Genomic DNA, 21,104 nt, shown 5'->3' on the forward strand with positions numbered 1-21,104 from the left:
GTTATGACTAAACAACTCAAATTTTTCCTACATATTCAGTATAACACCTAGAAAAAAATTTTAAAATCAGCTAGGTGTAGTTCAGCGATGCCAAAATACTAAAAAAACACTTGCAAAACAGTAAGAACGCGAAGCCATGAGGGCAATCAAAAACTAAAATCTTTGGAATAGGGCAAGTGAAACAAACGACGGTATCAATAGCATCAAAAATTTTTATACCTTTTCCTCGTTTCCTTATTGATACATCTATTTTTCGTTCACTTTCATAATGACAGGTAAAATCATTGGTTTACGTGCTGTTTTCTCAAATAAGTACGGTTGTAATGTTTCGATAATAGATGATTTCACTTGATGCCATTGAATATTTTCGTTGTTATTCAATTTATAGATGACATCTTGTTTAATTTTCTTTTGTGCATCGTAAATGAGTTGACCAGATTCACGCATGTAGACAAAGCCACGTGAAATAATGTCTGGTCCTGATAGCAATTGGTTTTTGTTGAAGTCGATGCTGACTACGACAATCACTAAACCTTCTTCAGACAATAATTTACGGTCGCGAATCACGACATTACCGATATCACCAATACCGCTACCATCGACTAACACATTACCTGATGGGATACGACCCGCCATACGTGCACTGTCTCGTGTCAATGCTAAAACGTCACCAATATCATGAATGAAGACATTTTCCTCTGGCACGCCACAATCGACACCCGTTTGACCATGTGCCACGAGCATACGATACTCACCGTGAATAGGTAAGAAGTATTTCGGTCTAATTAAGCGTAACATCAGCTGTTGATCCCCTTGAGAACCGTGACCTGACGTATGAATATTTGAAATTTTACTATGAATGACTTCGGCACCAGCTTGATACAATGCGTTAATCGTACGGTTAATGCTTTTCGTATTACCTGGAATGGGTGAAGAACTGAATACAACAGTATCTTCAGGAATGATTTTGATTTGTTTATGTGTGCCATTTGCGATACGAGATAACGCCGCCATTGGTTCACCTTGCGAGCCTGTACATAAAATTAATAATTCGTGTTTTGGAATACTATTAATTTTGTTTGGCTCAACGAATGTTTCAGGGGGTGCTTTAATGTACCCTAACTCTGTTCCAATTTTGATATTGTTTTCCATCGAGCGACCAAACGTCACAATTTTACGGTTGTATTTCACTGCGGCTTCGACAGCTTGTTGAACACGATAAATGTTTGACGCGAAAGTCGCAAAAATAATACGGCCTGTACAATTACGGAAAATCTTATCTACGTTTTGACCAACTTCACGTTCACTCAGTGTGAAGTCTGGTACGAGTGAATTGGTAGAATCAGAGAGCAAACAGAGCACGCCTTCATCACCAATTTTAGCCATTTTACCGATATTCGCTGGTGCGCCAACAGGTGTGAAGTCAAATTTGAAGTCACCTGTATGCACGATTTTACCTTCAGGCGTATCAACAATAACACCGTATGTTTCAGGAATACTGTGTGTTGTAAGGTAAAAGCTGGCTTTAAAATGTTTCGATTCAATCACTGTGTCCTCGTTAATTTCAATCAGTTCAGCTTGACGTAATAAATGATGTTCTTCTAATTTATTGCGAATTAAACCGAGCGCTAAAGGACCACTGTAAATCGGTACATTAATCTTTTTGAGCAGGTAGGGCACACCACCGATATGATCTTCGTGACCATGTGTGATAATTAAACCTACAATTTTATCTTGGTTTTGTTCAAGATAAGTGTAGTCCGGTATCACGTAATCAATACCGAGTAAATTATCATCGGGGAATTTGATCCCTGCATCAATGATTACAATTTCATCTTTATACTCGATGGCATAAGTGTTTTTACCGACTTCACCTAAACCACCTAACGCATATACGCCAACTTCATTTTTTTGAAGTTGTTTCATTATTGTGCGCGCTCCACATTAAAATGATCGGATTGTTGTTCATATTCTAAATGTGCGCCCTCTAATTTAGTTATGAATTCAATATTATAGTTGCGTTCTTTCAAATAACGACGAACTTGTTCTTCAGATTGTGCTTCAACATAAATCGATTGTGTATTTTCACGTACGATGACTTCATCGCGATTATGTTGATAAAAAACTTTAAAAATTGACATATATTTTCCTCCTAAGTTGAATCACTTATCATTAATTGATTGATATGCATGAACAATTGAAACGATGGAGTGAAAATAAAAAACATGAATCGAATATGTAACTCAAAGAATGTCTACATCATTCAATTCACAAGTCATTCACTTCTCATTTTCAATATGTATAGCAGTCATTTAATTTCCGTTCTTGATTGAGTGTATGGCAATACGCGCATACAAGCCCAGTTGGTTATATTTTACATGATGTCATCGAATAAATAAAGCGGAATGTGATAAACTAAAAAGTATCTCATAATTAAATGAATGCAACCTCATTTAAAAATTCCGCAAATAGGTGATGAAGATGAAAAGTGCGAGTCAATTGCTAGAAGAAGTTAAAAATGAACGTAACCGGGAAGATAAGTTTTTATCCGAAATTCAATTTGAAGTGAGACGTAATGAAGTGACGATGTTTTTTGAATATGAAGAAGTTCAAGCTACAACTCAAGAAACGCATTATTTTAGAAAGCACAATCATGACCCTGAAATTTTGGACATTGAAACATTTGAGACACTCAAGAAAGCACTAGATGAAGAGGGCATTCGTTATAAACAGCGAAGAGATATATTTATGTAGCAATGTAGGATAGTTTGAAATCGTATCAGAGTAATAAAAATGGCGGCAAAGGATGTACTTTACCGCCATTTTTTATGCCTTAAAATTGTGCAAATGAAAAAAGAGGGGAGCTGAGACACAATGAAATGCGCTTCCGCTCTCCCTACGATAAGAAAAAATATAGAAATGTAAAACTAATTAAGTTCAATGGCGCTCAAAATTTTTGATTTTTTCATCTTAAAAAAGCTTGCTACATTGATTCGCAATTATGAAAATCTAAAAGGGTTATCAATGCGGACAATTGGATTAAAATGTATCAAGGTAAGACAATCAAAAATTTTATATCCTAGTCTCAACTTTTTCTTAATCATTTGCTTAATACATTTTGTAAATCTTAAACTTCCATCGCACCATTTTTAGGCTGTAACGGATGGTCTTGATCGATATGATCGTAAAACAGTACGCCATTAAGATGATCAAGTTCATGCTGTACAACAATTGCTGCATAGCCTTTCAAACGTAAGCTCATCTCATTGCCGTCAATATCATATCCTTTAAGTTTGACACGGTAATGACGATGCACAAGACCAGGAACATCTTCGTCAACACTCAAACAACCTTCACCCGTTGGCAAGTAAGCGTCTTGTACACTATGACTTACGATTTTTGGGTTTACAATGGCAAAATCATATGAATGGCCTTCACCGTCATCTGGTAAATAAACCGCAAACATGCGTTTTGGCACATTAATTTGAGGTGCAGCTAATCCAACGCCGCTACGTAATTGATATTTTTCAGCAATTTCTGGGTCTTGACTATTTTTTAAAAAAGTTTGCATATCTAATAAAGTTTGTCGTTCTTCTTCAGTTAATGGGAACTCCACTTCTTTTGATCTTTGTCGAAGTGTAGGATGTCCATCTCTAATAATATCTTTCATTGTTAACATTTTTGACACCTTCCTTATTAAATAATATATCAAAAAAATTCCATAAAGTGATAGTCGAAAACTTTTGTAATTAAAAAAGAATGTAGATGCATTTTCAACCTTGTATTTAATATCATCAACAATGCGCTTTTTGGAGACATACACTTCGAGGGTGTGTAAAATGACATTAAATGTGCGGATGAATATTTGAATTATAGCGTTATTTTCATTAATATTACGAGTGACGGATAAGGAGGTCTCCAGAATGAAATTTCATAAAACAGTTGGAGTAGCAGTTGCAGCAACATTTTTATTAGCAGCTTGTAGTAAAGATAGTGAACATATTGAAAAGTACAATGACGGACTTGAAAAAATGCAAAAGGCTGAAGCACCTATTCAAGATGTCAATAAAGAAATGAATAAGCTTGAAAAAGAAAAAGAAAAATTATCAAAAGAAATCAGTGGTAAAAACATTGCCGAAGTTCAAGATAAAGTAGATCAGGTACTCGACAATGCCAACGAACGTGAAAAGCAATTGAAAAAAGAAATCGAAGCGATGGATAATTCTAAAAAAGCTTTTGAAAAGGTTAAAGCAGAGTCGAATCAAATTGAAGATAAAGATGATAAAAAAGAGTTTGATGATTTGAACAAAGCCATTGAAGACAAAAATAAAAAACATGATGCTTTCGTAAAAGGATACCAAGATGTGATTAACAAAGAAAAAGACTTGTTCAGTTACTTTAAAGAAGATTCAGGTTCACAAGAAGAAGTCGACAAACGTTCAAAAGCATTATCTGATGTTCAAAAAAATATGCAGAAAAAGGTTGAGGACTACACAAAAGCGATTCGTAAAGTTCAAACAGAAAAGCAAGATGTTGATGAAATCGCTAACAAATAACTGTAACAGTTTGAAAGAAAAGGTATAACAGTTAGCTCTACTGTTGTTGTAGCAAGTGTTACAGAACTTTAGGAAAACTGTTTAACAGTTCTTATATTTTGTGTTACACTAGAGTAAGTCGAATGTTATTTATTTTATAAACGGGAAAGGTATGGTGAATTGCATGGTTACTAAGTTAAACAACCAGTTCGATGCTGAAAAAGTATTGAAAGATACTGAGTCAAAATTTGAAATGGTTCAAATCTTAGATGCAGATGGAAATGTAACAAATGAAGATTTACTTCCGGACTTATCGGATGAGCAGTTAGTAGAATTAATGAGAAGAATGGTTTGGACACGTATTTTAGACCAACGTTCAATTTCATTAAACAGACAAGGACGTTTAGGTTTCTATGCGCCAACTGCTGGTCAAGAAGCTTCACAACTTGCTTCACAATTCGCATTAGAGAAAGAAGACTTTATTCTTCCTGGTTACCGTGATGTACCACAATTAATTTGGCACGGCTTACCATTAACGAAAGCTTTCTTATTCTCACGTGGTCACTTCGTAGGTAACCAAATGCCTGAAGGTGTGAATGCATTAAGTCCACAAATCATTATCGGTGCACAATACATTCAAACAGCTGGTGTTGCATTAGGGCTTAAAAAACGTGGTAAAAAAGCAGTAGCGATTACGTATACAGGAGACGGTGGTTCTTCACAAGGTGATTTCTATGAAGGTATCAACTTTGCTTCAGCATACAAAGTGCCTGCAATTTTCGTAATTCAAAATAACAATTACGCAATTTCAACACCACGTGACAAACAAACTGCAGCGAAAACATTAGCTCAAAAAGCGGTTGCAGTAGGTATCCCAGGTATTCAAGTTGACGGTATGGATGCATTAGCAGTATACCAAGCAACTAAAGAAGCGCGTGATCGTGCAATCAATGGTGAAGGTCCAACATTAATCGAGACGATGACTTATCGTTACGGTCCACATACAATGGCTGGGGACGATCCAACAAAATACAGAACATCTGATGAAGATTCAGAGTGGGAGAAAAAAGATCCACTTGTTCGCTTCAGAAAATTCTTGGAAAACAAAGGCTTATGGTCTGAAGAAAAAGAAAATGAAGTCATCGAACAAGCTAAAAATGAAATCAAAGCAGCGATTAAAGAGGCTGACAGCACTGAAAAACAAACAGTGACTTCATTAATGGAAATCATGTATGAAGAAATGCCTGCAAACTTAAAAGAACAATATGAAATCTACAAAGAGAAGGAGTCGAAATAGGCCATGGCACAAATGACAATGGTTCAAGCGATTAACAACGCGTTAGCAACTGAACTTAAAAATGACGAAAACACTTTGTTATTTGGTGAAGACGTTGGTGTTAACGGTGGTGTATTCCGTGTAACTGAGGGATTACAAAAAGAATTCGGTGAAGACCGTGTATTTGACACACCTTTAGCTGAATCAGGTATCGGTGGTTTAGCGTTAGGTCTTTCAACTCAAGGATACCGTCCAATTATGGAAGTCCAATTCTTAGGTTTCGTATTTGAAGTATTCGATTCTGTTGCAGGACAAATCGCACGTCATCGTTTCCGTTCAGGTAACTCAAAAGTAGCACCAGTTACAGTGCGCGCGCCATTCGGTGGTGGTGTACATACACCAGAATTGCACGCAGATAACTTAGAAGGTATTTTAGCACAATCACCAGGTTTAAAAGTGGTGATTCCATCTGGTCCATACGATGCAAAAGGTTTATTAATCGAAAGTATCCGTAGCAATGACCCTGTTGTATATTTAGAACACATGAAATTATACCGTTCATTCCGTGAAGAAGTACCTGAAGAAGAATACACAATTGAAATCGGTAAAGCTAACGTTAAACGTGAAGGTACTGACTTAACAATCATCACTTACGGCGCGATGGTTCAAGAGTCAATGAAAGCTGCTGAAGAACTTGAAAAAGACGGCTACTCTGTTGAAGTGATTGACTTACGTACAGTTCAACCATTAGATGTTGACACACTTGTAAAATCAACTGAAAAAACAGGCCGTGTGGTTGTTGTTCAAGAAGCACAAAAACAAGCTGGTGTAGGTGCAAATGTTGTCGCTGAATTATCAGAACGTGCTATTCTTTCATTAGAAGCACCAATCGGACGTGTTGCAGCGCCAGATACAATTTATCCATTTACACAAGCTGAAAATGTTTGGTTACCAAACAAAACGGACATCGTAGAACAAGCTAAGAAAACTTTAGAATTTTAATCAGTAATTTTTGAGAAGCGTGGAGAAAAGAGATTTGTGACATCGGATTTCTGATCTACACTAGAGTATATGGAGAATGAAATGATTTTTCGTTTCTTCTCCTATATGTGTGTAAACAAAGTATTGTTTATAATTTAATTATTTAGGAGGAAAGAACGTGGCATTTGAATTTAGATTACCCGATATTGGTGAAGGTATCCACGAAGGTGAAATCGTAAAGTGGTTTGTTAAAGCTGGAGACACTATTGAAGAAGATGACGTACTATGTGAAGTACAAAATGATAAATCAGTTGTAGAAATCCCATCTCCTGTAAGTGGTACAGTACTTGAAGTATTAGTCGAAGAAGGTACAGTTGCAGTCGTAGGTGACACAATTGTTAAAATCGATGCACCAGACGCTGAAGAAATGGAATTCAAAGGCGGACACAGCAACGATGCTCCGGCAAAAGCTGAAGAAGCTAAAGAAGAAGCCCCTAAAGAAGAAGCGGCTCCTGCTGCTCAAGAAGCGGTAGAAGTTGATGAAAACAGACAAGTGAAAGCAATGCCATCAGTGCGTAAATATGCACGTGACAATCATGTGAACATTAAAGCTGTTAATGGTACAGGTAAAAATGGTAGAATTACTAAAGAAGATGTAGATGCATACTTAAATGGTGGCGGACAAGCTGCACCTGCTCAAGATACTGCATCGGCTGAGTCTTCACAAGAATCAACTGCACCAGCAGCATCAACACCAGCAGTTTCAACTGAAGGTGAATTCCCTGAAACAACTGAAAAAATCTCTGCAATGCGTAAAGCAATCGCAAAAGCAATGGTGAACTCTAAACATACTGCGCCACACGTAACATTAATGGACGAAATCGATGTTCAAGAGTTATGGGATCACCGTAAGAAATTTAAAGAAATTGCTGCTGAACAAGGTACAAAATTAACATTCTTACCTTATGTTGTTAAAGCATTAGTGTCAGCATTGAAAAAATACCCAGCACTTAATACTTCATTTAACGAAGAAGCTGGCGAAGTTGTACAAAAACATTACTGGAACATTGGTATCGCAGCAGATACAGACAGAGGTCTTTTAGTACCTGTTGTTAAACATGCTGACCGTAAATCAATCTTCCAAATCTCAGATGAAATCAACGAACTTGCTGTTAAAGCACGTGACGGTAAATTAACATCTGATGAAATGAAAGGTGCAACATGTACAATTTCTAACATCGGTTCTGCAGGTGGACAATGGTTCACACCAGTCATCAACCACCCAGAAGTTGCAATTTTAGGTATTGGTCGTATCGCACAAAAACCAATCGTTAAAGATGGCGAAATCGTTGCAGCACCTGTGTTAGCATTATCACTAAGCTTTGACCACAGACAAATTGATGGTGCAACTGGTCAAAACGCTATGAACCACATCAAACGTTTATTAAACAATCCAGAACTATTATTAATGGAGGGGTAAAATATGGTAGTCGGAGATTTTCCAATTGAAACAGATACTATTGTCATTGGGGCTGGCCCTGGTGGCTATGTTGCAGCAATTCGTGCAGCACAATTAGGTCAAAAAGTAACGATCGTTGAAAAAGGTAATTTAGGTGGCGTATGCTTAAACGTGGGTTGTATTCCTTCAAAAGCATTATTAAACGTATCTCACCGTTTCGAACAAGCGCAACACGGTGCTGACCTAGGTATCACTGCAGAAAACGTATCTTTAGATTTCGATAAAGTTCAATCTTTTAAAGGTTCAGTCGTTAACAAATTAACTGGCGGTGTTGAATCATTATTAAAAGGTAACAAAGTTGAAATCGTTCGCGGTGAAGCTTATTTCGTTGATGAACACAGCTTACGTGTAATGGATGATAAAAGCGCGCAAACTTACAACTTCAAAAATGCTATCGTAGCAACAGGTTCACGTCCAATTCAAATTCCTAACTTCGAATTTGGTGGCCGCATCCTTGACTCTACGGGTGCACTAAACTTACAAGAAGTACCTAAAAAATTAGTTGTCGTTGGTGGCGGCTACATCGGTTCAGAATTAGGTACTGCCTATGCAAACTTCGGTACTGAAGTGACAATTCTTGAAGGTGCAAAAGAAATCCTTGGTGGTTTTGAAAAACAAATGGTTGCACCAGTTAAAAAAGAAATGAAAGCAAAAGGCATGATCATCGAAACAGAAGCTTTAGCGAAATCAGCTGAAGAAACTGATAACGGTGTTAAAGTGACTTACGAAGTTAAAGGCGAAGAAAAAACAATCGAAGCGGACTACGTATTAGTGACTGTAGGTCGTCGTCCAAACACAGACGAACTAGGCTTAGAAGAAGTTGGCGTTAAATTAACTGACCGCGGTTTAGTTGAAGTTGACAAACAAAGCCGTACATCTGTAGACAGTATCTATGCAATTGGTGATATCGTTCCAGGTCTACCACTTGCACACAAAGCAAGCTACGAAGCTAAAATCGCAGCTGAAGCCATTGCAGGACAAAATTCAGAAGTAGATTACATCGGTATGCCTGCAGTATGTTTCACTGAGCCTGAGTTAGCACAAGTAGGTTACACTGAAGCGCAAGCGAAAGAAGAAGGTTTAGAAATCAAAGCTTCTAAATTCCCTTACCAAGCAAACGGCCGTGCATTATCATTAAATGATACAAACGGTTTCGTTAAACTTGTGACACTTAAAGAAGATGATACACTTATCGGTGCACAAGTTGTGGGTACAAACGCTTCAGACGTTATCGCTGAACTTGGTTTAGCAATTGAAGCAGGTATGAATGCTGAAGATATCGCTTTAACAGTTCACGCTCACCCAACATTAGGTGAAATGAGCATGGAAGCAGCTGAAAAAGCTTTAGGTTTACCAATTCACACAATGTAATAATAGTTGAATAGATAAGGGACTGTGCATGAATTTGCGCAGTCTCTTTTTTATTTGAGCAGCAATTGTCCTGTTATCAAAGAGAGATACAAAAATATGGCGATCTCATTGAATATGATGTACGGTAAGGCTTATGCCACCTCATTTTTTAAATCAGTTTATATGCATGAGGCTGGGACATTAATGATAGCCAAGACTCATCATGTCGCAGCACTTTAAAAATGAAGGAAAATGATTTATAGTCAACATGAACGTCCGATTAAAAGGAGTGAAATAATGGAATACACATACCCAATAGATGTCGACTGGTCACAAGAAGAAATGGTCGCAGTTATCTCATTTTTCAACGCTATTGAAGCATATTATGAAAGCCAAATTGAACGTGAAGAATTGATGACACGATACCGCGAATTCAAACAGGTGGTACCAGGGAAAGCAGATGAAAAAAACCTCTTTAACGACTTTAAGCAACAAAGTGGTTATGACAGTTATCAAGTGGTGAAACAAGCAAAACTACATCCCAATCAAAAAACTTTAAAGAACAGCTAAAAAGGTATTGTAATTTAGCGTGCGATTTGTTATTTTTATTAAGCGTTAAACAAAATGTTTAGTAAAAGTAAACAAGTCGCTTTTTTTGAGTGGAGGGACTCTATGGAGATTGGACAAAAGATAAAAAATTTAAGACGTTTAAAAAACTTGACACAAGAGGAACTAGGGGAACGGACGGATTTGTCTAAAGGTTACATTTCTCAAATAGAAAGTAATAAAACGTCACCCAATATGGAAACTTTTTTAAATATTTTAGAGGTGCTCGGCACGTCACCACGCGATTTTTTTGATGACAAACAAGTAGCAAAAGTACATTATCCTAAAAGTGAACAGTTGAGTTACTGTGAAGATGAAAAAGGCTATTATTTGCAATGGCCAGTGAAGCGTTCAAATGAGTTTGATATGGAGCCGTTGCTCTTAACATTAGAGCCACACGCTTCTTATAAAGATTTTCAGCCTTCTACATCCGATACGTTCGTCTACTGTTTAGAAGGAGCAGTGACTTTAACTTTAGGGGACCAACAATATACTGCACAAGAGGGGGATGCATTATATTTTAAAGCGATTGCTACTCATCGTTTATCTAACTCAGGTCAAGTGAGTGCGAAATTGATGATTGTTGCAACGTCATCGTATTTATAGGAGGTTTTAAAGAATTGAGTGAATTACTAAAGTTTAAAAATGTTACGAAAAAATATGATACAACGACCATTTTGAATGATATTGATTTAGAGATCGAATCAGGACATTTTTATACCATTCTAGGGCCATCAGGTTGTGGTAAAACGACAATGCTGAAATTAATTGCAGGCTTTGAAACCCCCGATGCCGGTGAAGTGATTTATTTAGGGAAAAATATTAATCAACTCCCTGCCAATCAACGTCAAGTGAACACGGTATTCCAAGACTATGCATTGTTTCCACATTTGAACGTCTATGATAACGTTGCATTTGGTTTGAAGTTAAAAAAGATGAAAAAAGATCAAATTGAGAAAAAAGTGACAGAAGCGTTAAAACTCGTTAAATTAGAAGATTATATGTACAGCGAGATTCATGCGTTAAGCGGAGGACAAAAACAACGTATTGCGATGGCACGCGCCATTGTGAATGAGCCTGAAATATTGTTATTGGATGAATCTTTGTCAGCGTTGGATTTAAAGTTACGTACAGAGATGCAATATGAGTTGCGCGAATTACAATCACGTTTAGGTATTACCTTCGTATTCGTGACACATGACCAAGAAGAAGCACTGGCATTAAGCGACTTTATTTTTGTCATGCGTGCAGGTAAAATCGAACAATTTGGAACGCCATTAGACATTTATGATGAGCCAGTCAATCGCTTTGTAGCAGACTTTATTGGCGAATCGAACATTGTTGAGGGAACAATGGTGAAAGACTACGTGGTTAATATTTATGGTCAAGACTTTGACTGTGTTGACAAAGATATTCCACCTCAAACACAAGTAGATGTTGTGATACGTCCAGAAGATATTACACTTGTGCCAGAAGAGCAAGGACTGTTTAAAGCAACGGTAACGAGCTCATTATTTAGAGGGGTTCACTATGAGATGATTTGTGAAGATCGTAAAGGCTATGAGTGGATGATTCAGTCAACGAAAAATGCAGAAATCGGTACGCGTGTAGGATTAGATTTCGAACCTGAAGCAATCCATATTATGGTGCCAGGAGAAACTGAAGAAGAGTTCGACAAACGCATTGAAGGTTATGGAGAGTTAAATTATGAAACACATTAATCGTTGGCTCGCTATACCGTATTTACTTTGGATGGTTTTCTTCATTGTCATTCCAGTTATTTTGCTTTGCTACTTTTCATTTGTTGATGATCATGGACATTTCACATTAATGAATTACGAACAATTTTTCTCTGTGCGTTATATGAGAATGCTGTTTGAGTCTATCGTGTATGCGACTTTAATTACGCTGATTTGTTTATTAGTAAGTTATCCAGCAGCATACTTCATTCATCAATCACGACATGCAGCGTCTTGGTTACTCGTCATGATTATTCCGACATGGATGAATTTACTACTTAAGACATATGCATTTATTGGGATTTTCAGTCATGATGGACTTATCAATAAAATTTTGATGGCTTTTAACATTCCATCTCAATCGATTTTATTTACAGCACCTGCATTTATTTTTGTAGCGGCATATATTTATATCCCATTCATGTTATTACCGATATATAACAGCATGAAAGATATTCCAAATCAGCTGTTTTTCGCAGCACAAGATTTAGGTGCGAATACGTTCACTGTTATTCGTAAAGTATTACTTCCTTTAACAGCTGAAGGTGTCAAAACAGGGATTCAAGTTACATTTATTCCTGCATTGTCACTCTTCATGATTACGAGACTGATCGCTGGTAACAAAGTCATCAATATTGGTACAGCGATTGAAGAGCAATTTTTAGTCATTCAAAACTTTGGAATGGGTTCGACAATTGCGCTCTTCTTAGTGTTATTTATGGCATTGGTCATGATTTTAACACGTAGTAAGCATAAGGGAGGCGCTTCAAAATGAGATGGTATGGAAAGTTTTATTTGATCGGAATGTTAGTTGTATTATACTTACCTATTTTCTTTTTAATGCTGTACTCGTTTAATAGTGCAGGGAATATGGTACAGTTTGAAGGCTTCACATGGGAACATTATCAAACGTTATTTGACAACAAACGTTTACTGCAAGTTGTGTTCAATACGATTGCAGTTGCGTTATTAGCAGCAGGTATTGCGACGATTATCGGAATTTTTGGGGCATTGTTGTTGTATCAATTGCGAAATCAAACGCTTAAAATTTCGTTGTTAACGTTAAACAATGTGTTAATGGTGTCATCAGATGTAGTCATTGGTGCGTCATTTTTAATTATGTTTACTGCACTTGGTCATTTTACAGGGTTTGGTTTAGGCTTTACTTCTGTACTCGTGTCACATATCGCGTTTTGTATTCCTATTGTTGTCATTATCGTACTGCCAAAATTGTATGAAATGAATGACTCTATTATGAATGCAGCTCGTGATTTAGGGGCGTCAGAGTTTCAATTGTTAAGTAAAGTCGTGATTCCTCATATTATGCCGGGAATTATTGGTGGCTTTTTCATGGCATTAACGTATTCATTGGATGATTTTACAGTGAGCTTTTTCGTTACCGGTAATGGCTTCAGTGTATTATCTGTAGAAGTTTACTCCATGGCACGTCGCGGTATCAGTATGGAAATCAATGCAATTTCTACTATTTTATTTGCTTTAATTATGGTTGGATTATTGATTTATCAAGTGATTCAACGTCAAAAACAAAAGATTCAATCCAATAAAAGAGGTGTGACATTATGAAACAATTAATACAGCTCGTTGGTGGTGCACTCATATTGGGTTTAATCAGTTTAGGCGTTGGGTATTGGATTAATCATGACGGCATAGGTGGCAAGCAACAAGAAAAATTATATGTTTACAACTGGGGAGAATATATTGATCCTGAGTTGTTAGACCAGTTTGAAGAAGAAACTGGTATCAAAGTTGTATACGAAACATTCGATTCCAACGAGGCAATGGAAGCAAAAATTCGTAACGGTGGCACGCATTATGATGTGGCATTCCCAAGTGATTATACGATTGAAAAAATGAAAAAAGAGCATCTGCTTCGACCACTGGATCACAAACAGATTCCAAATATGAAACATCTCGATCCTTATTATATGAATCAACCGTTTGATCCTAAAAATGAGTATTCAATGCCATACTTTTTTGGAACTGTTGGTATTTTGTACGATAAAGAAAAATACAAAGATATTCATTTCGATAGTTGGAATGCGTTAAGAGACCCACGATTAAAAGATGATGTCCTCTTAGTCGATGGTGCTCGTGAAATTATGGGCATCTCATTGAATAGTTTAGGCTATAGTTTGAATGATAAAAATACTGAACATCTGAAGCAAGCAGAGCAACAACTTAAAACGTTTGCGCCCAATATTCGTGGTGTCGTTGGCGATGAAATTCAAATGATGTTAGAACAACATGAAGCAAGTGCGGCGGTAATTTGGAGTGGTTCCGCAGCCCCTGTGTTCCATGAGGATGAACGTTTTGATTATGTTGTGCCTAAAGAAGGTTCTAATTTATGGTTTGATAATATGGTCATTCCTAAAACAGCACAAAATGTCGAAGGTGCACATAAGTTTATTAATTTCTTATTAGACCCAGAAGTGAATAAACAAAATACTGAATGGGTAGAGTATGCAACGCCGAATGAAACAGCGAGAAAGCAATTGCCTGAAGATATTCGTGATGATGAACGTGTTTACCCTACACGTGAAGAGCAAAAAAGATTAGAAGTATATCATGACTTAGGTCCAGATGTTTTAAGTGAATACAACGAACGTTTTCTTAATTTTAAAATGGCGCTTTGACCTAGAATGTAGTGATTTCGTCAAAGTTTAGTTATAATGAGGAGAGTAAGATAAATATGAGGAGTGAAAGCATGGCAGGAGAAACATATACACATATTAGTCGTCCTGTAAATCGACTCGCCGAAAAAATATTAGGTTGGTTGAGTTGGCTATTACTGCTAGGTACTACTGTTGTCGCTATGTTTTTTGGATTAGTATTGTTTAGCAATGAAAATTCCATTCAAAGCTTAGAAAATAGTATTGCAAATAATGCGACATTACAGGAGCTTTTGACCAACAATAATATGAATGCAACACAGTTTGTGATAATGTTGCAAAATGGTGTGTGGGCATTTATCGTATATTTAATCGTATGTCTATTGATTTCATTCCTAGCACTGATTTCAATGAACCACCGTATCGTATCAGGTTTGTTATTTTTATTAGTGGCGATCGTCACTGTACCGTTATTCTTTATCTTAGTGCCACTCTTCTTCTTTATCATTGCGTTGATGATGTTTATTCGAAAAGATAAGTATGAAGTGGTACCAACTTATTATGATGAAGGTTATCAATATGGAGCTTATGCGACTCATGAACCAGAGACTTATCACCAAACTGAAGCGTACCGTGAACCCGTTGATTACCAAAGAGGGGAACATTCAGCAACAGAATCATACAGTGCTTATGAAGAGGTGACAGCTTACGAATCTTCAACAGAAAACGATGATGAACCAGAAGTGTTATCGCGTTCTGCTAAATATCATCATAAGTCACAGAAAAATCAAGAGGTCCCTCAAACGGATGATAGAATGGAAGATGAAGCGGACGACACATTAGTCTATGACAGTCGAACAATGTCTAGAAATGTCGAGCAACGTCCACAAGGTGATGACACAATGATTGATGCTGATGAAGAAAACGATGAGGCGTCGATGTCTAGAGCAGAAATCAAACAACAGCGAAAAGAAGAAAAGAAAGCACGTAAAGCATATGAAAAAGAACAACGTAAGCTTCGACCAAGTGCTTCCTCACAACGACGTCAAAACTATGATGATCGTATGAAACTACAACAAGACCGTTTAAAAAATGAGACAAACATAGAAGCGGACGAAAAAAATAAATAAAATAAGCGGATTGGTAACTTGATGCAATACCGACTGACACACGCTATTTGATTGTAGTCAGGCCAGTATGACATATAAAGTTTGCCAATCCGTTTTTGTTATGTCATATTATTTTATAGATAGATACAGATACAATTAAAAACTGATAAATTTAATGAAAAAAAATTAAAGTATGTTATATTTTAGCGTTTATTTTAATTGAAACAGGTAATATACTAATCAAGGAGGTTATTTCAGATGACAAATCAATATACTTATAACGAACAGCAAAATCATCATGATGGACCAGGGTACATGAATGATGCACAAAAACCATTTAAACGAACAGCTGAAAAAGTTTTAACTTGGGTGGGTATCGTCCTTCATCTGATCTGGGCTGTCATCTTATTTGGTGCTATACAAATGTTTAAGTCACCAGAATTCCAAAGAGAAATTGATGCAGCAGGTCAAGATATTTCTCAGATTGAAAATATAGGTGCACCGACAATACTGTTGGCTTTACTTCCGCTAGTACTCGCTATCGTTGCAGTTTTTATCTTTAAAAAGAACATTTTAGCTGGGATCCTTTTAATCTTAGCAGCTGCAACGGGTGTATTTTTAAGTGGTAGTTTAGTTGCTGGGCTACTATGGTTGGTTGCAGGGATTATGCTCATCGTACGTAAACCAAAACGTCAAAATGACATGATGTACGCACCTGACAGTTCAAATGATGACGACGCTCAGCAGAATACATCATCAGATCCTTATGTTTATCGCAATGATACAACACCATCTGTAAATGATGAGAACCGCGTTGAACGTGATTCTGATTTAACTCGAGAAAGTCATAGTGAAGAAAGAAATGGCTTTGAACAAAATATTAAAGAAGATACAAAAGATGTTGAAAATGATATAACTGAAGGTAAAGATAAATAAGAAGATCGTTTTCATTAATCATTAAATCAAATCAGTTCGTCTCAAGCGTGCTTGGAGTTCAATTCCGACATGCTTGGGATTTTTTAATTTCTGTGTTTCTGAGAGTATTTACTTTAACATTATCTCATCCGCAAGTATTAAAGGGAAGGGGGTCAAAAGTGAATGTGAGCATAAAAAAGCGCCTGAGACTTATATCCCGGACGCATTCATAACGGTTTAATGCTAAATGATGGTAGTACCTAAAATCTATTATTGATAAAATTTCAATAAATGCTCAAATGTATCTTCTAAAAATGCGATAAAAGCACGGTCTGATTTCAAATGTTCTGATTGCGGCTTAATCGCACGGGCAACAAAAAACTCACCTTTTTTTACATTTTTAGCGCGCGCAATGCCTTTTTTAATTTCTTCTTTTGTCATGTCTTGAATACGTGATTTCGCAGGTTGCATATGGTCTAATGAAATTTGAAAATCTTCAGGTAAGGCCATCAACGCGTCTAATTTTTGTTCGAACACTTTCACGTCGTTTGCTTTTTGCGGATCTTCATGCATCACACCGTACATCACAAATAAGTGGTCTTCAAATAAGCCGATTTGGAAATGGGGCATCATTTTATATCCGCGTTTGTTTGTCGCAAATGCCACCCATGTGTCTTTAGGTGGATTCACTTTGCGACGGGCATGTTTCGCGACGTGTGCATAAAATGTTTCACCTGTTACTGTTTCTAAATAATCCGTAAAATAATCACCTAAAGCATTCAATTGCGGACGAATTTGGTTTTCAAGTCCTTCCATTCGTGCTTCAAGTCCGTCTATTTGAAAAACTTTAAAATCTTTTGGTTTAAATATGTATTTTGTCATTGATAAACCTCCTTATAAGATGCCTTTTAAATTGATTTCATTGTAGCACATTACAGTCTTTTGAACATTTAAATTGAATCAAATTAGTGTATAATAAATGCAATAGGAGTGAGGCAAATGCATTTATATGATTATGCGAAAAGTCTAGTATTAGAAGCGGGAAATAATGTTCGAAAATGGATGGTAGATGAACTCGCTATAGAAGAAAAATCAAATCCGAATGACCTTGTCACGAACGTGGATAAAGGGATTGAAACATTTATTGTACAACAAATTCAAGAGAGCTATCCGCATCATCGTATTATTGGTGAAGAAGGGCATGGCCATGATATTGAATCTACAGAGGGCGTTGTTTGGGTGATTGATCCGATAGATGGCACACTTAATTTTATTCATCAAGGAGAAAATTTCGCGATTTCTGTAGGTATTTTTAAAGATGGCGTACCGTATGCGGGTTTTGTCTATGATGTGATGGCTGATTTATTGTATCACGCTAAAGCAGGAAACGGCGCTTACATTAATCAAAATGAGATTCCACAATTAGAGAGTACAGCTGTGCACGAAAGTATTATTGGAATGAATCCGAACTGGTTAACGAAACCGATTTTAAGTTCGATTTTACAACCGATTATTAGTGATTCGAGAAGTGCACGTGCATATGGTTCTGCCGCACTAGAAATCGTATACGTTGCGACAGGTCAACTCGCGGCTTATTTAACGCCACGATTACAACCATGGGACTATGCAGGGGGTATGATTATTTTAAATGAAGTCGGCGGTGTCGCAACTAACTTCGTCGGTGAGCCATTGTCGATTACAGCGCCGAACTCTATTTTAATGGGAAACCCACAAGTGCATGAGGAAATTAGACGAGAATACTTACAAGGTTATGATTTTGTTTTAACAGCTTTACAACAAAAGTTTAAGAAAAAATAAACTTCTGCTGATATGAAAATGATAGGAATACATACATCGCTGCTGACGTCTTATCAGTGTAGCGATGTATTTTTTATTAAAAGACGCACGTATTTGTTTTCTTGCTTTCTAATCATCGAAAATGAGTGTGAAATTTGAATTGTTTCAAAAAAAGATAGCGCCTTGTCTAGAGAACGAGGCACTATCTATTGTAACACTGAAAAGTATGTAGCATCATATCGCTAAATTTGACACTTGGTGTATGATGTTTGTGATATGATGGTACGCATCCGCATCATTTATAACCAATCATTTTCACGATATTTCTTTTTTAATGTAAAGCCAATGCCGAAAGTGGCTACCATTAAGATGAATGTCACAATCATCCAAAAAATGTTTGTTGCAGCAATGGCAAAGCTAAACATTGTTAAAAAGAATACAGCGATTACTGCAAGAATTAAAAAAATGGATTGAGATTTTTTCATTATCAGCCCACCTAACTGTTTCTTCATTCCATTTCTATGATATAATAAACGAGTTGTAAAAGAAAGTGATAATTTACCCGAGAAAGGAATTACAGTATGACAAAATTTAGAGAAGATGTTCGTAACATTGCGATTATCGCTCACGTAGACCATGGTAAAACGACTTTGGTTGATGAACTATTAAAACAATCCGGTATTTTTCGCGAAAATGAACGTGTAGAAGAACGTGCGATGGACTCCAACGATTTAGAGAGAGAACGTGGTATCACGATTTTAGCGAAAAATACTGCTGTTGATTATAAAGACACGAGAATCAATATTTTAGATACGCCAGGACACGCCGACTTTGGTGGTGAAGTAGAGCGTATTATGAAAATGGTAGATGGGGTTGTATTAGTTGTTGACGCATATGAGGGGACAATGCCACAAACACGTTTCGTATTGAAAAAGGCGTTAGAACAAAACTTAAAACCTGTTGTTGTTGTCAATAAAATCGACAAACCTTCTGCGCGTCCTGAAGGTGTTGTAGATGAAGTATTAGACTTATTTATCGAATTAGATGCGAATGATGAACAACTTGATTTCCCTGTTGTCTATGCTTCAGCGATTAACGGCACAGCAAGCTTAGATCCAGAGAAACAAGATGAAAACATGCAAAGTCTATATGAAACGATTTTAGAATATATTCCAGCACCAGTGGATAACAGAGACGAACCATTACAATTCCAACCTGCATTATTAGATTACAATGATTATGTGGGGCGTATCGGTATCGGTCGTATCTTCAGAGGAACGATGCGTGTCGGCGAAAGTGTCTCATTAATTAAATTAGATGGTTCAGTGAAAAACTTCCGCGTAACGAAAATATTTGGTTATTTTGGTCTTAAACGTGAAGAGATTCAAGAAGCTTATGCAGGTGATCTTATCGCAGTATCGGGTATGGAAGACATTAACGTGGGTGAAACGATTACACCACAAGACCACCAAGAAGCGTTACCAGTATTGCGTATTGATGAACCCACACTTGAAATGACGTTTAGAGTGAACAATTCTCCATTTGCTGGACGTGAAGGTCAATTCGTGACAGCACGTCAAATCCAAGAACGCCTCGACAACCAATTAGAAACAGATGTGTCATTAAAGGTAACACCAACAGATTCACCAGATGCGTGGACAGTTGCCGGCCGTGGGGAGCTACACTTATCAATTTTAATTGAAAATATGCGTCGTGAAGGTTTTGAATTGCAAGTTTCTAAACCACAAGTGATTTTAAAAGACATTGATGGCGTACTACACGAACCATTTGAACGTGTACAAACTGAAGTACCAGAAGAATATGCTGGAGCGATTATTGAATCTTTAGGTCAACGTAAAGGTGAAATGGTAGACATGGTTACGACTGATAATGGTTTAACACGTCTAATCTTCAATGTACCTGCACGTGGTTTAATCGGTTATACGACGGAATTTATGTCAATGACACGTGGTTACGGTATCATCAACCATACATTTGATGAGTTTAGACCACGTATTAAAGGGCGTATCGGTGGACGTCGTAACGGTGTACTTGTTTCTATGGACCAAGGTTCAGCGAGTGAGTATGCGATTTTAGGACTTGAAGACCGCGGTATCAACTTTATGGAACCAGGTACAGAAGTGTATGAAGGTATGATTGTTGGACAAAACAACCGTGAAAATGACTTAACAGTGAACATCACAAAGGTAAAACATCAAACGAATGTGCGTTCAGCGACAAAAGACCAAACAGAAACAATGAAAAAACCACGTAAATTATCATTAGAAGAAGCATTAGAATTTATTAATGATGATGAACTTGTGGAAGTAACACCAGAAAATGTACGTTTGAGAAAGAAAATCTTAAACAAAGGTCAACGTGAAAAAGAAGCAAAACGTCTTAAACAAATGATGGAATCAGAAGATAATTAAAAATTTAAGTGTGAGTTGTAAATAAAACGGATACACTAATTGATATGAAAAGCAATCGCATTCAATGAAGAGTGCGGTTGTTTTTTTAGTGCGCCCGGCATGGGTAACATCTTGACGGTGAAAGTCCGTTACAGGCTTGGTAGTAGGAACTGTTAGCGAAAGACAAGGGTGTCCATTGCGAAGTGGAATCTGAAGGAAGTCGGACGCAAACACTC

At 37.0% G+C, this 21,104-nt stretch carries 21 protein-coding genes; 16 read left to right on the forward strand and 5 right to left on the reverse strand.

All coding sequences use genetic code 11. The annotated features are described in order from the left end of the window. Window positions 1-246: 246 nt before the first annotated feature. Both rnjA and CCE82_RS11905 read right to left on the reverse strand, forming a co-directional pair. A complete protein-coding gene (rnjA, locus tag CCE82_RS11900; RefSeq protein ID WP_086429576.1) occupies window positions 247-1,926 on the reverse strand; it encodes a ribonuclease J1 in 1,680 nt (559 codons plus the stop codon). Continuing rightward, window positions 1,926-2,141, reverse strand: a complete 216-nt coding sequence (locus tag CCE82_RS11905; RefSeq protein WP_086429577.1) for a DNA-dependent RNA polymerase subunit epsilon — start codon at window positions 2,139-2,141, stop codon at window positions 1,926-1,928. The genes rnjA and CCE82_RS11905 overlap by 1 nt, the downstream gene beginning before the upstream one ends. A 340-nt stretch (window positions 2,142-2,481) precedes the next feature. Here CCE82_RS11905 and CCE82_RS11910 point away from each other — a divergent pair, with 340 nt between their 5' ends. Then, window positions 2,482-2,754, forward strand: coding sequence for a hypothetical protein (locus tag CCE82_RS11910; protein WP_086429578.1), 273 nt, complete (start codon window positions 2,482-2,484; stop codon window positions 2,752-2,754). Window positions 2,755-3,127: 373 nt separating this feature from the next. On the opposite strand, the gene def is transcribed toward CCE82_RS11910, so the two are convergent. Beyond that, window positions 3,128-3,679 carry a peptide deformylase gene (gene def, locus CCE82_RS11915; protein ID WP_086429579.1) on the reverse strand — a complete coding sequence of 184 codons (552 nt, stop codon included), beginning with the start codon at window positions 3,677-3,679 and terminating at the stop codon, window positions 3,128-3,130. A 244-nt stretch (window positions 3,680-3,923) separates the two neighbouring features. On the opposite strand from def, the gene CCE82_RS11920 reads away from it, so the two are divergent. The 13 genes from CCE82_RS11920 to CCE82_RS11980 all read left to right on the forward strand — a co-directional run bounded on the left by CCE82_RS11920 (window position 3,924) and on the right by CCE82_RS11980 (window position 16,681). Further along, entirely contained in the window at window positions 3,924-4,556 is a 633-nt protein-coding gene (locus tag CCE82_RS11920; RefSeq protein WP_086429580.1) for a YkyA family protein, read from the forward strand. Between the two features lie 163 nt (window positions 4,557-4,719). Further along, on the forward strand, window positions 4,720-5,832 hold the full coding sequence (gene pdhA / locus CCE82_RS11925; protein ID WP_086429581.1) for a pyruvate dehydrogenase (acetyl-transferring) E1 component subunit alpha: 1,113 nt from the start codon (window positions 4,720-4,722) through the stop codon (window positions 5,830-5,832). A 3-nt stretch (window positions 5,833-5,835) separates the two neighbouring features. Beyond that, window positions 5,836-6,813, forward strand: coding sequence for an alpha-ketoacid dehydrogenase subunit beta (locus CCE82_RS11930; RefSeq protein WP_019169218.1), 978 nt, complete (start codon window positions 5,836-5,838; stop codon window positions 6,811-6,813). A gap of 157 nt (window positions 6,814-6,970) precedes the next feature. Further along, the gene (locus CCE82_RS11935) at window positions 6,971-8,272 is read left to right on the forward strand and encodes a dihydrolipoamide acetyltransferase family protein (RefSeq protein ID WP_086429582.1); all 1,302 of its coding nucleotides are present in this window, start codon (window positions 6,971-6,973) and stop codon (window positions 8,270-8,272) included. Window positions 8,273-8,275: 3 nt separating this feature from the next. Further along, entirely contained in the window at window positions 8,276-9,682 is a 1,407-nt protein-coding gene (gene lpdA / locus CCE82_RS11940; protein ID WP_086429583.1) for a dihydrolipoyl dehydrogenase, read from the forward strand. A gap of 276 nt (window positions 9,683-9,958) precedes the next feature. Next, window positions 9,959-10,231 carry a UPF0223 family protein gene (locus CCE82_RS11945; protein WP_086429584.1) on the forward strand — a complete coding sequence of 91 codons (273 nt, stop codon included), beginning with the start codon at window positions 9,959-9,961 and terminating at the stop codon, window positions 10,229-10,231. A 102-nt stretch (window positions 10,232-10,333) separates the two neighbouring features. Continuing rightward, window positions 10,334-10,873, forward strand: coding sequence for a helix-turn-helix domain-containing protein (locus CCE82_RS11950; protein ID WP_086429585.1), 540 nt, complete (start codon window positions 10,334-10,336; stop codon window positions 10,871-10,873). 14 nt (window positions 10,874-10,887) lie between these two features. After that, window positions 10,888-11,988 (forward strand): ABC transporter ATP-binding protein, encoded by a 1,101-nt coding sequence (locus CCE82_RS11955; RefSeq protein WP_086429586.1) that lies wholly within the window; start codon window positions 10,888-10,890, stop codon window positions 11,986-11,988. Next, on the forward strand, window positions 11,975-12,781 hold the full coding sequence (locus CCE82_RS11960; RefSeq protein ID WP_086429587.1) for an ABC transporter permease: 807 nt from the start codon (window positions 11,975-11,977) through the stop codon (window positions 12,779-12,781). Before CCE82_RS11955 ends, CCE82_RS11960 begins: the two co-directional genes overlap by 14 nt. Further along, on the forward strand, window positions 12,778-13,590 hold the full coding sequence (locus tag CCE82_RS11965; protein ID WP_086429588.1) for an ABC transporter permease: 813 nt from the start codon (window positions 12,778-12,780) through the stop codon (window positions 13,588-13,590). The genes CCE82_RS11960 and CCE82_RS11965 overlap by 4 nt, the downstream gene beginning before the upstream one ends. Continuing rightward, window positions 13,587-14,660: an ABC transporter substrate-binding protein gene (locus tag CCE82_RS11970; RefSeq protein ID WP_086429589.1), complete on the forward strand. Its 1,074-nt coding sequence runs from the start codon at window positions 13,587-13,589 to the stop codon at window positions 14,658-14,660. Before CCE82_RS11965 ends, CCE82_RS11970 begins: the two co-directional genes overlap by 4 nt. Before the next feature lie 71 nt (window positions 14,661-14,731). Beyond that, window positions 14,732-15,766 (forward strand): lipoteichoic acid stability factor AuxB, encoded by a 1,035-nt coding sequence (auxB, locus tag CCE82_RS11975; protein ID WP_086429590.1) that lies wholly within the window; start codon window positions 14,732-14,734, stop codon window positions 15,764-15,766. Window positions 15,767-16,003: 237 nt separating this feature from the next. Further along, window positions 16,004-16,681, forward strand: a complete 678-nt coding sequence (locus tag CCE82_RS11980) for a DUF4064 domain-containing protein (protein WP_086429591.1) — start codon at window positions 16,004-16,006, stop codon at window positions 16,679-16,681. Window positions 16,682-16,930: 249 nt separating this feature from the next. On the opposite strand, the gene CCE82_RS11985 is transcribed toward CCE82_RS11980, so the two are convergent. Further along, window positions 16,931-17,542, reverse strand: a complete 612-nt coding sequence (locus CCE82_RS11985; RefSeq protein ID WP_086429592.1) for a YktB family protein — start codon at window positions 17,540-17,542, stop codon at window positions 16,931-16,933. 117 nt (window positions 17,543-17,659) lie between these two features. Here CCE82_RS11985 and CCE82_RS11990 point away from each other — a divergent pair, with 117 nt between their 5' ends. Then, complete coding sequence (locus CCE82_RS11990; protein WP_086429593.1) at window positions 17,660-18,478, forward strand: inositol monophosphatase family protein; 819 nt, start codon at window positions 17,660-17,662, stop codon at window positions 18,476-18,478. 278 nt (window positions 18,479-18,756) lie between these two features. On the opposite strand, the gene CCE82_RS11995 is transcribed toward CCE82_RS11990, so the two are convergent. Beyond that, a complete protein-coding gene (locus CCE82_RS11995; RefSeq protein WP_240507206.1) occupies window positions 18,757-18,948 on the reverse strand; it encodes a DUF5325 family protein in 192 nt (63 codons plus the stop codon). A 90-nt stretch (window positions 18,949-19,038) separates the two neighbouring features. On the opposite strand from CCE82_RS11995, the gene typA reads away from it, so the two are divergent. After that, entirely contained in the window at window positions 19,039-20,889 is a 1,851-nt protein-coding gene (typA, locus tag CCE82_RS12000) for a translational GTPase TypA (RefSeq protein WP_086429595.1), read from the forward strand. Window positions 20,890-21,104: the final 215 nt, after the last annotated feature.

It is taken from the genome of Staphylococcus cornubiensis (assembly GCF_900183575.1).
Taxonomy (GTDB): domain Bacteria; phylum Bacillota; class Bacilli; order Staphylococcales; family Staphylococcaceae; genus Staphylococcus; species Staphylococcus cornubiensis.